This is a genomic window from Rhodothermales bacterium, from assembly GCA_041391505.1.
In the GTDB taxonomy this organism is placed as follows: Bacteria; Bacteroidota; Rhodothermia; order Rhodothermales; family JAHQVL01; genus JAWKNW01.
In genome coordinates this window covers 119,454-135,163 of the sequence record JAWKNW010000016.1, presented here as the reverse complement: position 1 = coordinate 135,163, position 15,710 = coordinate 119,454, and the positions used below count along the sequence as shown (strand labels likewise).

At 65.4% G+C, this 15,710-nt stretch carries 13 protein-coding genes and 1 tRNA gene; 11 read left to right on the top strand and 3 right to left on the bottom strand.

Going from position 1 to position 15,710, the window contains the following annotated elements:
- On the top strand, positions 1–1,821 hold a 1,821-nt coding region (locus R2834_15720; GenBank protein MEZ4701786.1), incomplete at its 5' end, for a trehalase family glycosidase.
- Positions 1,822–1,860: 39 nt separating this feature from the next.
- Here the strand turns inward: R2834_15720 and R2834_15715 are convergent.
- The gene (locus R2834_15715) at positions 1,861–2,256 is read right to left on the bottom strand and encodes a response regulator (protein ID MEZ4701785.1); all 396 of its coding nucleotides are present in this window, start codon (positions 2,254–2,256) and stop codon (positions 1,861–1,863) included.
- Between the two features lie 254 nt (positions 2,257–2,510).
- Here R2834_15715 and floA point away from each other — a divergent pair, with 254 nt between their 5' ends.
- From floA to R2834_15700, 3 genes are all read left to right on the top strand, one after another.
- Entirely contained in the window at positions 2,511–3,452 is a 942-nt protein-coding gene (gene floA / locus R2834_15710; protein MEZ4701784.1) for a flotillin-like protein FloA, read from the top strand.
- A gap of 43 nt (positions 3,453–3,495) precedes the next feature.
- Positions 3,496–4,014: a DinB family protein gene (locus R2834_15705; GenBank protein ID MEZ4701783.1), complete on the top strand. Its 519-nt coding sequence runs from the start codon at positions 3,496–3,498 to the stop codon at positions 4,012–4,014.
- Positions 4,015–4,214: 200 nt separating this feature from the next.
- Positions 4,215–4,361 (top strand): hypothetical protein, encoded by a 147-nt coding sequence (locus R2834_15700; protein MEZ4701782.1) that lies wholly within the window; start codon positions 4,215–4,217, stop codon positions 4,359–4,361.
- Here R2834_15700 and R2834_15695 read toward each other — a convergent pair whose 3' ends face one another.
- The gene (locus R2834_15695) at positions 4,362–8,003 is read right to left on the bottom strand and encodes a glycosyl hydrolase (protein ID MEZ4701781.1); all 3,642 of its coding nucleotides are present in this window, start codon (positions 8,001–8,003) and stop codon (positions 4,362–4,364) included. It abuts the gene before it with no gap.
- 164 nt (positions 8,004–8,167) lie between these two features.
- Between R2834_15695 and R2834_15690 the strand changes: the two genes are divergently transcribed.
- A complete protein-coding gene (locus R2834_15690; protein MEZ4701780.1) occupies positions 8,168–9,295 on the top strand; it encodes an alpha/beta hydrolase-fold protein in 1,128 nt (375 codons plus the stop codon).
- A gap of 137 nt (positions 9,296–9,432) precedes the next feature.
- Here R2834_15690 and R2834_15685 read toward each other — a convergent pair.
- Positions 9,433–9,506, bottom strand: a tRNA-Arg gene (locus R2834_15685).
- 176 nt (positions 9,507–9,682) lie between these two features.
- On the opposite strand from R2834_15685, the gene R2834_15680 reads away from it, so the two are divergent.
- The 6 genes from R2834_15680 (at position 9,683) to tilS (ending at position 15,654) form a co-directional block, all read left to right on the top strand.
- Positions 9,683–10,654, top strand: a complete 972-nt coding sequence (locus R2834_15680; GenBank protein MEZ4701779.1) for a type II CAAX endopeptidase family protein — start codon at positions 9,683–9,685, stop codon at positions 10,652–10,654.
- Between the two features lie 18 nt (positions 10,655–10,672).
- Positions 10,673–11,050 carry a DUF2007 domain-containing protein gene (locus R2834_15675; GenBank protein MEZ4701778.1) on the top strand — a complete coding sequence of 126 codons (378 nt, stop codon included), beginning with the start codon at positions 10,673–10,675 and terminating at the stop codon, positions 11,048–11,050.
- 60 nt (positions 11,051–11,110) lie between these two features.
- The gene (locus tag R2834_15670; GenBank protein ID MEZ4701777.1) at positions 11,111–11,968 is read left to right on the top strand and encodes a phosphatidate cytidylyltransferase; all 858 of its coding nucleotides are present in this window, start codon (positions 11,111–11,113) and stop codon (positions 11,966–11,968) included.
- A 101-nt stretch (positions 11,969–12,069) separates the two neighbouring features.
- The gene (locus tag R2834_15665; GenBank protein ID MEZ4701776.1) at positions 12,070–12,276 is read left to right on the top strand and encodes a hypothetical protein; all 207 of its coding nucleotides are present in this window, start codon (positions 12,070–12,072) and stop codon (positions 12,274–12,276) included.
- A 105-nt stretch (positions 12,277–12,381) separates the two neighbouring features.
- Complete coding sequence (mutL, locus tag R2834_15660; GenBank protein ID MEZ4701775.1) at positions 12,382–14,232, top strand: DNA mismatch repair endonuclease MutL; 1,851 nt, start codon at positions 12,382–12,384, stop codon at positions 14,230–14,232.
- 12 nt (positions 14,233–14,244) lie between these two features.
- Positions 14,245–15,654: a tRNA lysidine(34) synthetase TilS gene (tilS, locus tag R2834_15655; GenBank protein MEZ4701774.1), complete on the top strand. Its 1,410-nt coding sequence runs from the start codon at positions 14,245–14,247 to the stop codon at positions 15,652–15,654.
- Positions 15,655–15,710 lie beyond the last annotated feature (56 nt).

Sequence of the window (15,710 nt, the reverse complement as noted above, 5' to 3'; positions counted from 1 at the left end):
ATGGAACTGGGGTGGCTGGGCGACGTGCGCCCCGGGGATACGTACGACGTGCAATTCTTCAGCGAAGCCGGCCGGCTCGGGCGACGCGTAGGCTACGCCGTGCCGCCCGGCCGCACCGACGCGCGGATGGACGGCCATCTCGAAGCGTACGACGGGCCTCCGATCCCGACGCAGGTACGCATGGAAGCCGGGCTGTTGTCGTGGGCATCCGAAGGCGCCGTCAACATCTACCGCCGCCGCTATCCCGAGAGCGTCTATACCCTGCAGGCGACCGTGACCGACGCCCGGACGTGGAGCGACGCGGCGATGGAGCCGGGAGCGCTGTATGGATATGTCCTGACCGGTCTCGACGCAATGGGCGAGCCCGGCATGCACAGCGTCGAGGCGACGTCGCTTCCCGCGAGCCGTTTCGTGGACCACGTGGCGCGCGGGGAGGCCGGCGTGTCGAACGCTATGGTTCGCGTCGTGGCGTACCAGGAAAGCGTCACCCTCGAACCCGGGGCGACGCACACGCTGCGCGTCGTCCGGTTGGTCCAGCCGGAGCGCGAGGATCCGGCGCGCCTGCTCGAGGCCGGGCGGCGGGCGCTCGCCGAGCCGCTCGATGCCTACCTCGCCGCCGACCGCGCCTGGCAGGCCGGCCTCCGCCTCGATCGCTTCCGCGATCGCGACGAGCGGCTGCTGTTTCTCTCGGCGGCGAACATGATGACGCAGGTGTTTTATCCCCCCGAAGGCGAGGCATCCTACCCCTATTACGTCTTCAGCAGGGAGCCGACGTGGGGATGGGGACATGGCGGGCAGGTGTTTCACGAAAGCCTGACGATGCTCGCATATGCGCAAATCGACCCGAAAGGCGCGATGGACTCGCAACGCCTCTACGCCGAAAGGCAGCATCCCAACGGATACATCAACTACCGGACCGGCGCCTACCTGAACGAAGTCATCCTGCACAACGACACCCTGACGTCGTCGGCCCCCTGGTATGCCTGGCAGAACTACGAGGTCTATCGCGAGACGGGCGATCGGGCGTTTCTCGAAACGATGTACGCGTCGTCCGCCCGGTTCTACCGCTTTTATGTGTCGAACCGCGACGCCGATGGCGACGGATTGGCCGAGTGGGGCGGGCACGCCGTCCTCGAATCGGTGCGCGATGCCGCGGTGGCCGTGTGGGACGAAGTCGGCTGGCCGGCGCAGTTCGACGGGGTGGACGTGAACAGCATGCTCGTGATGGAGGCGAAATCGCTCGAAGCGATGGCGCTCGAACTCGGGCTTGCCGAAGAAGCGGCGGAATGGCGCGCCGATCACGAGCGCCGGGCGGCCCTCATCAACCGGTTCATGTGGGATCCGGAGACCGCGTTTTATTACAACATCGACCGGCGGGACAACGATTTTTCGTACTCGACCGAGAACGATCTGAAACGGAAGGAGATCATCGGCTTTTTGCCGCTCTGGGCCGGCATCGCGGATTCATCCCAGGCGGCGGCTCTGGTGCGGCATCTGACCGACACCACGTCGTTCTGGCGCCCCTACGGCATCCCCTCGCTCGCGGCCGACGACCCCTACTACCATCCGAAAGGCTACTGGAATGGTCCCGTGTGGGTGGAGTGGAATTACCTGATCTACCACGGTCTGCGGGCCTACGGCTACGATCGCGAAGCCGATGCGCTGACACAGAAAAACGCGGAGGCGCTGATCGCCGGCCTGAGGTCGACGCACAACCTGTGGGAGTTTTATAGTCCGGACGAGGCCTGGGCCGGCTATCACCGGACGTACATCTGGGCGGGTATCATCAATCGCATGCTGGCCGATCGCGCGGTGCGGTGAGGGCGTGTATCGCGCCCTCATCGGGGCTGGAGCCCGGACTCAAGCCGTCGCGCGCGGCCGTGCCGTCAGGATGCCATAGATGCGTTTCACAAACTCCTCCCGGGGAGGGAGCTTGACGACATACCCGTTGGCGCCGGCCTGCATCGCTTCCTTCACCGTCGCCACGTCGGCGCTCGACGTCAGCATGAGGATGTAGGGCTCGTACGGCGGAGGCAGCATGCGGAGGCGGCGCGTCAGCTCGATACCGTCCATGTCCGGCATGTGCACGTCGCAGATGATGAGGCGAGGAATGGGAAGCCGCGTCAGGATTTCTATCGCGTTCGAGCCGTTGTCCGCCATCTCGATCTTGAGGTTGAGCGGCCTCAGGTACGCGAGGATCACATCGCGAAAGAACGCGGAGTCTTCGACCAGCAGAACATCGAGATCGTTCGTCATGGGCTTGCTTCTAGGTCGGCACACGCTGGCGGGCGAAACGGTCGCGCGCCCGGAAGCCCTAGTATCGGCGCCGGCAGGGAGGTGTTAATGCGGCGCCGGCAGGCCCCGGCTCGGCTCGCGCGGACGGCATCGCGCCTCTGCTTCGACTCCCCCCGCGGCTTTTTCATGCCCGCGCCTTGCTTCCTGTGTGGGGTGGCGGTTATCATGGGGTGTGATCTGGATCGGCCCGAGGCCGTAACGTCGTCGCTTCGCATATGGAAGAATATATCGCTTCGCTGGGCGCTTTCGCCCTTTTTCTCCTGATTCTGGCCGTTATCGCGATCGGGTACATCATGTACATGGTCCCCGTGCGGCTGTGGGTCACGGCGATATTCTCCGGCGTGCGCATCAAGCTGGTCCAGGATCTGGTCGGGATGCGGCTGCGCCGCGTGCCGCCCGATGTGATCATTATGCCGCTCATCGCGGCGCATCAGGCCGGCATCGATATCAACACCTCGTTGCTCGAGGCGCATTACATGGCCGGCGGCCACGTGAAGGAAGTGGTGCGCGCACTGATCTCGGCCCAGAAGGCCGGCATCGATCTCTCGTTCGAAAAAGCGACCGCCATCGACCTGGCCGGGCGCGACGTGTTCGACGCGGTGCAGGTGTCGGTCAACCCCCGCGTCATCAACACCCCGCCCATCGTCGCCGTCGCGAAGGACGGCGTCCAGCTGCGGGTGGTGAGCCGGGTGACGGTACGCGCCAACATCGCGCGGCTCGTGGGCGGTGCCGGCGAGGCGACCATCATGGCGCGTGTCGGCGAAGGCATCGTCTCGACGATCGGTTCGTCGGAAACCTATGCCCTCGTCCTCGAAAACCCGGCGTCGATCTCGAAGAAGGTGCTGGATGCCGGCCTCGACAGCGGCACGGCCTTCGAGATCCTGTCGATCGATATTGCGGACGTCGATGTCATCGAGAACATCGGGGCGAAGCTGCAGACCGATCAGGCCCGGGCGGACCTTCGCGTCGCGAGCGCGCGCGCCGAGGAGCGCCGCGCGGCCGCCATCGCGCTCCAGCAGGAGATGCGCGCCAGCATCCAGGAGCAGCGTGCCCGTCTCATGGAGGCCCAGGCGAGCATCCCCCTCGCCATGTCGGAAGCCTTCCGCAAGGGCCGGCTCCTGCGGGGCCAGCTGCCCAAAAAGAAACTCGAAGAATAGGCCGGATTCGTCCGGATCCTCAATCGTTACAGCTGGCGGCTCGATGTCCGAACTCCCCGAACCCTGGCTCCGCGGACCGCTGCCCGGAATCCCTCCGCTGCTCCAGCCGGCGGCGCACGCGCTCGTCATGTCGGTCGAAGACACCGCGCGGGCGGTCGATGGCCTGACGGAGACCCACCTCTGGATGCGCCCCGGCGGCGTGGGATCGGTGGGCTATCACCTCGCTCATCTGTCCGGCAGCACCGACCGGTTGCTCACCTATGCCCGCGGCGAGGCGCTTACCGACGAGCAATTCCGGTATCTGAAGGCGGAAGCCGATCTCGAAACGACGCGCCCCCGGCTGGACGATCTCCTCGCAGGCTGGCGACAGACCGTTGACGCCGCCTTCCGCCAGATGGCCGAGACGCCGGCGACCATCCTCACGGACACCCGCCGCGTCGGACGCGCCGGCCTGCCGTCCACCGTCATCGGGCTCCTGTTTCACGCGGCCGAACACGCCTCGCGCCATACCGGCCAGCTGGTGACCACCGCCCGCATCGTGCGCGCCATGGACGGAAAATAGCCCGATCGGCGACGACGTCCTTCCCGGATACGGAGAACTTGTTTTCCCCGATGCGGGGAGCATGGCCTCATCGCGATGGCGCTCCCGGCTGGGGAGGTGCAACTCAAGGCGGTTGCCAACGTGGCGACCTGCTCTACGAGATCAACATGATGTGCGACAGCGTTGTCTGTCAGGCGCCGTCGAGGCGTCGGTCGTGGTCGATGCGCCTGCCGCGTGGCAATACCCACATCTACTACAGCGCATACGCGCTCGATCGACTCACCACGCAGCTTCCCAGCCTCGCCGCCGCCAGCAAGCCGACGATCGTCGTGACGGGGCGCAGCGAACGCGAGCCGAAGAAGCCGTAATCAGACCCGCACCTCGGTGAGGATCCGCACCGGCCCGAGCAGGCCGGCCGGCTCGAGCGCGGCATCGGCGGAGGGACCGGAGCCGAGCAGCCAAGTCTGTCGCTGAGCCTCCGGCAGGCCGGCGTCCCGGACTAGCCGGTTGTGCCAGGTGTTGGTTACCTCGATTTCGAGCGCGTTGGGGCCCGTCTTCGCGGCCGGCGTGAGATCGACGCGATAGGGCGGCTTCCACAATACCCCCAGATCCTGCCCGTTCAGCCGCACCCTCGCCAGATTTTTTACATCGCCGAGATCCAGAAACAGGCGCACGCCATCCGATCCTACGGGCAGTTCGATCTGTTTCCGGTAGGTCGCCGTCCCGGAAAAATGCTTGATCTCGGCGTCCCGCTGAGCGGTCCACGAGCCGAGTTCGAGATTGATGCGTTTGTTGGTCAACGTGAGTAGCGGGAAAGTCACCTGCCAGGGGCCTTCGATGGGCCGGGGAGCGGGCACATCGGTCGCAGTGACGACGGCGGAGAAGCCCGCCATGGTTTTGAGGCCCCAGCTGCCCGATGCGGATGCCCAGCGTTCGAGTCCCGCCGGCGTCGAGCGCAGCCGCAGAGCCCTCCGGTCGGATGTGCCATCGACGGCGGAAACCGGATCCAGACCCCGAGAGACCCGTCTGAAAACGACGAAAACCGAGCCGGCGGGGTCGAAATCCATCGGCACGACCGTGCGTCCGTTTTCGACCCGCCAGACCGCGGCGTCTTCGATGACCCCCGTGTCCGGATGCCACAACTCGGGAACGCGCCCCTCGATGCGGAAGCTCGCTTCGCAGGACAGCGGAAACTGCTCCTGATTCGAAAGGAAATACACGTCGGAATCACCGTCCCGTTTGTGATTCCACACGAGCCCCCAGCCCTGGCGGGCGGCGCCGTACAGGGTCGGGTCGATGCCGTGTGGTTCGTATGCCGTGGCCTCGTAGGGTGTGCCACGCTCGGTGTGGGTAACGCGATGGAACAGCAGGTCGGGCGCGACGCCGATCGTCGTCAGCACCTCATCCATACGGGCGTGCCGGAAGATGCGACCGTTCCCGATACGCCGGTAAGCTGGAGATTCATCTGACGGGTCGCCCCAGAGTTCGCCGGCGACAGTCGGGACTTCATGCGCGGCGAACGATGCCATTTCGAGGCTCGGCGAGCCGGTCGGCATGGGACCTACGATCGACACGCCGGCGAGCGCGAGCTCCCTCACCTTGTGCAACATTTGCGGTGTGAGTAGACGATCGGGACGAAGGACGAGCACATGATAGCGCGCCCCACGGTCCAGCACCAGCATCCCGTTCTCGGCGCGTGCGTGATTGAGCAGGACGTCCCGGTTGATGGAGTCGTAGGCATAGCCTTGCGGCAATGGCGGGTCGGTGACGAAATACGAACCATAACGCGGCGGGATGAGGGCGCGGCAGGGGACGGATTCGCCGATGAAATAGGCCACGTCCCGCACGGCGTAGCCGGACTGCAGGAGCATCTGGCAGCGACGGAGGTAGTCGATCCAGGCCTTGCCCGGCTCGAACCACGTGGTGTGCTGGTTGATGTAGGTGCCGGCGGCGCCTGTCTGGCCCGGTACGCGTCCCGGATAGGGCTGGGCGGCCCATAGGTGCAGCATGAACCGGTTGATCCCGTCGGCGAAGTGGAGGTCGCCCATCGCCTTCAGATCGTAGGGGTGCTCCTTCCAGTCGCCGCCCCCAGTGAACGCCTCTGCCATGACGATGGCTTTTCCATAGATGTGCGCGGCGTGGGCGGCTTCGGCAATGTCGCAGGGTTTCCAGTTCTGCCAGGCGGTCACCCAGAACTCGCCGGCGGTCACGTCGACGTGTTTATGGACGCTCAGGCCGTCGCAGATCATCCCGGGGGGGACGGCTTCCATCTGCATCTGCGAACCGCGCGAGCGGGCCAGGTCGTTGAGCGTGGCTACATAGTTGTCGCTGATCAGGTCGGCGATGGTATGGCGCAGGTCGAACAGAAAGCTTTCGCTGATGTCGGCACTTTCGACGGGGATCCCGGCCATGGCGGGCAGGTACGGGATGGCGTCGTAGCCACGCCGCGCGCGAAAGGCTTCGCGCATGACCGGCGACCAGTTCTGGGAACCGCATTCCCAGCTATCCACATTGAGCATGGTCAACACGCGGCTGGCCAGTTCGGCCCCGATGTCGTCGATCACGCGGGCGTACCAGCCGTTGAACGCCGCGCGCGCGCCGGCTTCGCTGAACTTGTCGGACTCCAATCCCTGGCCTATGCCTTCTCCGTTCGTCCGCCCCATCGTCGTGTATCCAAAGCGAAGGACTTTCCACGTGCTGCCGGCTGGCGCCTGCCAGTTCAGGGTGCCGTCGGCGCGCATGCGGTCGGTCAGGTCGACGAGCGCATCCATCGGGACGCAGGCCGACGACGGGGTCTCCGCGTCGGTCACGCGTCGGCTCATGCCCCAGACGAGCCCCGACTTGCCTTCCCAGTGATGGACGACGGGTGTGCTGGAGAGTTCGAGGCTGCTGATCAAGAGCGGATCGATCATGTCGAGCATCGGGATGGCCGACACCTCGCCCGGCTCGAAACCGAAGCCGCCGCTACCCCGGTACGAGCCCGACTGCATATGCTCGTCGTAGCCGATGGGTGGGGCGGGGTTATAGACGAGTCGAAAATGCCGGGCCGTCGTTTCCGGTATCGTGTGCGTCAAGGACGTGAGCCGGGTCTGCCAGCTGTGCGCCATCGGCTCGAGGGCGCCGATCCGTCGAAAGGTTACGCCGTCGTCGCTGGCCTGCACCTCCATACTGTGAGCGGGGCGGTTGTACACGCCGAAGCGTGAGTTGCTGCTGCGGCTTCCGGGATTCATGCGGATGGAGCGCAGCGTGAAGGGTGCGTCGAACGAAAACTGGAGGTGGCCGCCCGTCTCGGTATCGATGGTCAGTTCCTGGTTCGAGATGTCAGTCAGCTTGCCGATATCCCCGACCGGTAGCGTGGCGGTAACGACGGCGCCGCGTGTCCTGTTGGTCTCGCCCCAGCCGGCAGGGATGGGGAATGCCAGGACGGCCAGATCCCGGTAATAGTCCCGCCACGCCTGCGGCTCGGTGTCTCGCTCGCCGGCGCGCCGCGGCCGCGCGAGCGCTCCGTCTACACCCTGCCCGCCTTCGACGATCCGTTCGCTCCAGACGAGCTGTTGCTGGGAGTCCTCCGGCTGGATCCAGTCGCCCCCGGCGGTCGCCCAGCCGGCGCTGATCTGGAGGGCCAGCGTGATCCCCAACCGACCCGCCTCGCTGACGGCATGATGGATGAGGTCGAACCAGGCGGGCGTAAGCGGCGCCGGCGCCTGATCGACGACCGTTCCCGGGCCGCGAAAACTGGCGGCTCCAGGCGGGAAGCTAAAGAGCGACGCGCCGGCGATACCCATCGTGGCCATGCCCTCCAGATCCGCCGTGACGCCTTCCCGCGTCTGATTCGCATTCGTCCAATGCCACACGACCCACGGTCCGGCCGTTCGGGGCGGATGGGCGAACAAGGCATCGTCCACCCCGGAAAAAGGGGCCTGGGAGGCAAAAAGCGTCGTGAAATCGGGTGCTGCCGTCAACAATACGGCCGTGCCGCCTGCAAGCTGGATAAACCTTCTGCGTTCCATGTCCTGGTCCGTCAATGGGGGGATGTCAACCGGAGCATTGTACTTCACTCCGGCACCATTCACAACCGGTGAAGACGAAGCCCGCAGGGCCATTTTGCCGGCTTGGCGATTCGCGTTACCTTCTGTGGACGATCTGGGCCCCTTCATCCGGCATAAACACAACCATGCACGCTATCCGCCTTTCGTTTTGTCTGGCGCTGCTCGCCACAACGGCCTCGGCGCAACCGCAACAGGGCATCCGCACCCCGAACGATACCCTGCAGTCCGTACGCGTCGTCGACGCCCGGACCGTCCAGCTGAGCATCTATGCCCCGAAGGCGGAGGAGGTGACGGTGGTCGGGGATTTTCTGAAAGAATACCGTCCGCTACCGCTCCATAAGGAGGCGTCCGGCGTCTGGTCGGTCGTCATCCCGGATCTCCGCCCCGACGTGTATACGTACGACTTCACGGTCGATGGCGTCCGGACGTTCGACCCGAAAAACGCCCGCTTCAAAGAGGCGGAAAACGGGCTCTCCAATCTGTTCGAACTCCCCGGCTCGGAGGCCGATTACCAGGCGGCGAAGGGAGTGCCCCATGGCGAAGTGAGCAAGGTGTGGTTCAATTCGGCGGTGACCGGTACGATCGGTCGGTTTCACGTCTATACCCCGCCCGGCTATGAGGCCCTGCAAGGCCCCCTGCCCACGCTGTACCTGCAACACGGCGGCGGCGACAACGACGCGTCGTGGCTGACGGCGGGGCGCGCGAACTTCATCCTCGACAACCTCCTTGCGGAAGGCCGGATCGTTCCGATGATCGTCGTGATGCCGATGGGCCACCCGGTGCCTGGTTTCCATATGGAGGCGGGGACGGACGGCGACCCGTATTATGCGCAGCTTTTTGACGAGATCATCCCGTACGTCGAGGGCCATTTTAAGGCATCGACGCGCGCGGAGGACCGGGCCTACGCCGGCCTGTCGATGGGCGGCCTCCAGGCGCTGAACATCGCGCTCTTCCATCCTGAGAAGTTTGCCTATGTGCTGCCGCTGAGCACCGGCTACTTCCCGCCCCAGCTCAAGACGCTGGAGGAGCAGCACGCCGACGTCCTGAAAAACCCGGCCATCAACCGCCTGAAGCTGTTCTGGATCGCCATGGGCGGTCAGCAGGATATCGCCTATCAGAACGGCCAGAACATGCTGGCGCTGTTCGACCGGTACGGCATCAGGTACACGACGAACGACTACCCCGCCGGCCACACGTTTATAACGTGGCGCCACAACCTGGTCGAGTTCGGGCCGCTGCTATTCCGGGATTGAATCGCCTCCGGATGCTGGTGTGAGGCGATCTTCGCATGTGCCGGCGGGCGGAGGGGAGAAATCACATCCTGCCGACAGGCTCTTGAGTGGCCATAAACGACAAAAGGGCCCCCGGGGGAGCCCTTTATTTCGCGTCGCGCGCATGGGAGGATTCGAACCCCCGACCTTTGGAACCGGAATCCAACGCTCTATCCAACTGAGCTACATGCGCGTTTCGAGCAAGATAGTCCCATCAATGATTTGCGGTCAAGCAGGTTCCACGCCTTTGCTGAAGAATCGAAAAACATCGGCCGTCATGGCGGGTAGAAGGACGACCGTTTCAACAGGGCCACCCCCAGGCAGCGACCCCCCGGGCAGCGACAAAGCGCAGATATGGAACAACCACGGATGATGGAAACCGGTGCCGTGCCGGTAAAGACGCTCCCGGACGCCTGGGAGCCGGCGCCGCCGATCCCGCTCGACCGCTATCTGGAGCGTCAGCGTTTTTCGCCGGGGTTGATGGCGTTTCTGACCCTCATCGTGGTCATCATCCTTTTTCACATCGTCATCGGTCCGATCGCCATGATCGGACTCCTGATGTTGAACGGGATTTCGCTGGCCGACTTGCAGGGCGCGCTCGAGGAAGTCATCGCCGACAACGCCCGGATTCTCCTCGTGGCCAACACGATCGGGCAGTTTTTTGCGCTGGCGCTGCCCACGTATCTCATCCTGCGTCTGCACACGAGCCGGCCCTGGGCGTTCGTGCGGCTCCGGCGAACGACGACGCCCACCATTGCGTTGTCGCTGGTGGGGCTGGCCGTGCTCACCCCCGTGGTGTGGTGGCTCGGCAGCGTGAACGAGGCGATCCCGTTGCCGGAATGGATCGAGAAGCTCGAACAATCGCAGGTCGATCTGATCGAGCAGGTGCTCGTGCAGGATCTGGGCGTCGTGTTCAGCCTGTTCGTGATGGCGCTGACGCCGGCCTTTTGCGAGGAGCTGTTGTTTCGCGGGTATGTGCAGCGGCAGCTGGAACGGCAACTCGGCGTCGTGGCGGGCATCGTCATCATCGGAGTGCTCTTCGGCCTGTTTCATTTCCGGTTCTCGCAGGTGATACCGCTGTCGGTGATCGGGATGTATCTGGCGTATCTTACCTGGCGAACCGGATCGCTGTGGCCGGCGATCGCCGTGCACTTCGTCAACAACAGTTTTGCGCTCCTGATGGGGATGTACGTGAGCCGGCAGCCGGACATGGACCTCGAATCGCTGGAGCAGATGGACGTGCCGGTGCTCGTGACCGTCGTCTGTACGGCGGCATTTGCCGGAATTGTGTATGTTTTACACCGACGCGCCTCGCTTGCCGCAGGCAAGGTCGAGGCCTAGCATCAAACGGAGAAGATCATGAGCGAGACGCCATCCCAGGACTGGGTGCCGGTCTTCAAGACCGGAATAGACTACGAGGCCGAGATCGTCTGTGACCGGCTCAACGATGCCGGCATTGCGGCCGTCGTCCAGAACAAAAAAGATCACGCCTTCAACCTGACCATGGGCGACCTGGCGCGGATTCAGGTGCTCGTGCAGCCGGATCGCGAGGCGGAAGCCCGGGACATCCTCACCTCGATCCCCATTGACGAAGCGGAGCTGACCCGCCAGGCCCTCGCCGCCTCACCGCTCGACCCGGCCGACGCCACCCTCGCCGAACTCGATGAGGCGTTGCCGGCGGGGGATGAGGACGAGGATGGAGACCCGCTCGAGGAGGAAGAGGAGAAAGACGAGTAAGACGTTCGGCGCGTCTCGGATGCGGCATTCCGGGCACGCATCCCGACCACCCACCCAGCCATGATGTCTCGGAACACCACGACGCTCCCCAGACCCTTGTCCAACCTCGCGCAACGTATACTCACGGCGCTCATCGGCGTACCGCTGGTGATCGGGGCGGTGTATGCGGGCGGTTCGTTGTTTCTGCTGCTCGTCGGGGTGCTGACCGTCGCCGCCCAGATCGAGTTCTACAAAATGAGCGGCGCCGACGAGCGGCACGCGCTCCGGCTGGTGGGGCTCCTCATGGGAGCACTCGTCGTGCTGCAGATCCGGGTTCCGGCCGCGTGGCCGGCGCTGGTGCTGCTGGCCGTCGGACTGCTGGTCTACGCCACCTTTTTTGCCGGGCGGCGCGAGGTGTGGGAGCGTCTGGCGTGGGTTTATGCCGGCGTGTTTTATCCGGCGTTTTTTGCCGCTCAGCTCGCGGTGCTGCGGCTGCGCGAGGGGGGAGGCGTGGACTCCCTGACCGCGTTCTGGTTGATGGCGGCGCTGCTGGTCGGCATCTGGAGCAACGACACGCTGGCCTATGTGGCCGGGCGACTCTTCGGCCGCCGGCCGCTGGCGCCTGCGATTTCGCCCAAGAAGACCTGGGAAGGAGCGATCGGAGGCCTGGTCGGCGCGATGGCGGCCGTGGTGCTGATCAAGGTCTATCAATTGCCGTTATTGAATTGGGGGCACACGATCGCCCTTGGTCTCATCGTGGGGGTAGGGGGAGAAGTGGGGGACCTAATCGAGAGCCGGCTGAAGCGGGAATGGGGCGTCAAGGACTCGGGCAACCTGCTTCCGGGGCACGGCGGCATCCTCGATCGCATCGACGGACTGCTGTTTACGGCCCCGCTCTACGTGCTCTATCTGACGTACGTGGCGGGGGTCTACCGCTGAGGCGCGGGGCGCCGGCGCGCGCTGGAACGATGTGCACGAGGCCCTGTATAAAAAAACAAACCGAATCGCGCCCCTGTTAGAGCCAATCCGCGAGGTATCCGATGGGTCTTTTTGTACCGAGCAAACGTCCGCAACACCGGAAATTCGATTACCAGCCCCGGTTTTATAATCCGGAACGCGAGCAGAAAATACGCGAGCGTATTCGAATTCAGAGCCACGCGGCCAGCCGGCGACGGAGTCCGATCGGGCTCGTGTACGCGATCATTCTGTTCATTTTTGCGGTCTTTCTGTACACCAGCCTGTCGTGATGCCGGGGGCATGGCGACGGGACGATATTCGAGAGGAGTGGACGCCCGGTGACGAACGAAGGCCATAGCGGAACGGCGGAATCGTCGGATAGCATCATCCGGACCATGCCGCCTGCGCTCGCGAACAAGATCGCGGCGGGCGAGGTGGTGCAGCGGCCGGCGTCGGTCGCCAAGGAGCTGATCGAAAACGCCATCGACGCCGGGGCCTCCGAGATCACGCTCATCCTGAAAGCCGCCGGCAGCGAACTCGTGCAGGTGGTGGACAACGGGTGCGGCATGAGTCCGATCGACGCCCTGCTGTGTTTCGATCGCCACGCGACGAGCAAACTGGTGCGCATCGAAGACCTCGACGCGCTTCGCACCCTGGGTTTTCGTGGCGAGGCGCTGGCGTCCATCGCCGCGGTCGCGCAGGTCACGCTCCTGACACGCCGGCACGAGGACGAGATGGGGTACCGCGTGTCCGTCGAGGACGCGGCCGTGCTGGCCAGCGAGCCCTGCGCGGCCCAGGCCGGCACCTCGATCGCGGTGCGCAACCTGTTCTACAACGTGCCGGCTCGCCGCAGCTTTCTCAAAACGCCGGCGACGGAATTCAAGCACATCGTCGAGACCTTCCAGTTTCTCGCGCTCTCCCATCCCGGCATCGCCTTCACGCTCGTTCATGACGAAAACGAGGTGTACCGGCTCGAAGCGTGCCCGGGCAAGGCGTTCCATACGGCGCTGAAAGCGCGGATCGCGCAGCTGCTCGGCGCCCAACTCGGCGAACAACTGATCGGGATCGAGGAAACGACCAGCTACCTGTCGGCCCGCGGCCTCATCGGGAAGCCCGACTATTTTCGGCGCAGCCGGGGCGAGCAGTTTCTCTTCGTCAACGACCGGTATGTGAAGGATCGGTATCTGGAGCATGCCATCCGATCGGCCTACGAAGACCTCATTCCCGAGGGCGCCTTCCCGTTTTTTGTGGTCTTCCTCAGCATGGATCCGCGCCACGTGGATGTCAACGTGCATCCCACCAAGGCGGAAGTCAAGTTCGACGACGAGCGCGGCATCTACGGGTTTTTGCGCTCCGTGGTGCGCAAGGGCGTCGGATCGGCGGCCCTGTCGCCTCAATTCGATTTCGACGGGGCGCCCGCCGCCGGCGGATCCGGACTGGGCGGCAGCGCGATCGCTGCATCCTGGCTGACGCCGGCCACCGGACGTTCCTCCAGGGGATCGTCCTGGTCCGCGCCCCGCAGCGGCGGCCGCGACCCGTACGGGCCCTCCAGCGGCGCGTTGAGCGAACGGCTTTTCGGGGGCACGCACCGCACCGAGCCGGCGTCGCTCCTGATTCCCTCCGAACCGAATCGCCAGAACGAAGCAGCCGACGAGGCCGACCTCGATGGCGCGCCGATCTGGCAACTGCACCAGCGGTATATCCTCACGCAGATCCGATCGGGGCTGATGATCTTCGACCAGACCGCGGCGCATGAGCGGATTCTGTATGAGAAGGCGTTGCAGAACCTGGAAAGCGGGATGGCGCTCTCCCAGCAGCTCCTGTTTCCCCATACGCTGGATTTCAGCCCCAGCGACTTCGAACTGATCAAGGAGCTACTGCCCGACTTCCGAAAACTCGGCTTCGAGGTGGACCTCTTCAGCGGCCGGTCGGTCGTCGTCCGCGGCGTGCCGGCGGATATCAAGGTGGGGGATGAACGCAAGATCCTCGAGGAGATCCTCGAACAGTACAAGATGAACCGCGATGCGCTCAAGCTGCAGGCGCGGGAGAACCTGGCCAAAAGCATCGCCCGCCGTGGCGCGTTGCGGGGCGGGACGCGCCTCGATGCCAAGGAGATGCGCTCGCTGATCGACCAGCTTTTCCAGTGTGAGATGCCCTACGTGTGTCCGTACGGGCGCCCGACCCAGGTGAGCCTGACCATGGACGAACTCGAGGCGCGCTTCAACCAGGGGCGTCCCGCCTCCTGACGCCGGCTGCTCATGATGGAACGCGTCGCCGACTATATCGCCGAGCACCGGCTGCTCGAACCCGGCGACGCCGTGCTGGTCGGGGTCAGCGGAGGCGTCGATTCGATGACGCTCCTCGACGTGCTTCGCCGGCTCGCGTACCGCGTCGAAGTCGCCCATGTCAACTACCGCCTCCGCGACGCGGCGTCGGATGCCGACGAGGCGCTCGTCCGGCGCTATGCCGACTCGTACGGCATCCCCGTGCATGTCCAGTCCGTCGACGGGCGCGGGCTCAAGGAGCAGCCGGGCTCGTTCCAGGCCGCGGCCCGCGCGGCGCGGTATGCGTTTTTCGAGGCCATCACGCTGGAGCGCGGCCTCGCGGCGGTCGCCGTGGCCCACCATGTGGACGACCAGGCCGAGACGTTGCTCCTGAACCTGTTCCGCGGCGCCGGCCTCGAAGGACTTTCCGGCATGCCTCCGGCGCGGCCGCTTCGCGCGGGCGCCGGCGTCCGGCTCGTGCGGCCCCTGCTCTGGGCGACGCGGGAGGCCATCGCCCGGTATGCCGCCGAGGCCGAGGTGCCCTGGCGGTTCGACGTCTCGAATGCGGACACGAGCTATCGGCGAAACGCCGTCCGGGAACGCCTGCTGCCGCTCGTCGAGGAAATGTTCGGCGCCGGCGCCGTGGGGCAGGTCGCCGCGGCGGCGGATCGGCTGCGCGCCTACAGAGACGCGTCGTTCGACCCGGCCCTGGCCGCCCATCTCGCGGCGGTGCTGGTCGACGATCGCGCGGAACGAACGCTGCGTATCGGTGGATTGCGTGCGCTGGCCGCCGTCTGGCGCCGGCGCGTCATGCTGGAAGCCCTGGGGCGATGGTCGCCGCGCACGCCGCGCACGAGCGACGCCGCCGATCGGGTACTGGCGCTGCTGGACCTCCAGACGGGGCGGAGAGTCCAGGTCGACGCCGGCACGTTCTGGCGCGAGCGCGACGCGCTCGTGTTCGTGCCCACCGAAGCGAGCCCTCGTGAGCAATCGGGGTGGCTGGCGCCCGGCGACTCGCTGTGCGTCTCCGCCGGATGCCTGTCCCTCGGGTGGCCCGAGGCGCCGCCGGCATCGCCGGCGGAAGGCGCCCCCAATCGGGTCTGGATCGATGCCTCCCGCGTGTCGCTGCCGCTGTCCGTGCGACCCTGGGCGTCCGGCGACCGGATTCGGCCTTTCGGGATGGCCCATACCCGGAAGGTGAGCGACATGCTGACCGATGCGCGGGTGCCGAGCCATGTCCGTGCCGGCTGGCCGGTGGTCCTGAGCGACCGCACCATCATCTGGATCCCCGGCGTTCGCATGGCGGACGAGGTGCGCATCAGCGCCGGCACCGAGCGCGCGCTGCGGCTCGTACTGGAGCCCGGCTCGCAGGGCGTCGCGATCCCGTCATCCGACCGTGAATAACGCACAAACCGGCGACGCTTCGTTCCGATCGTCGCCGCTTCCTTCGTAGTTTCCCC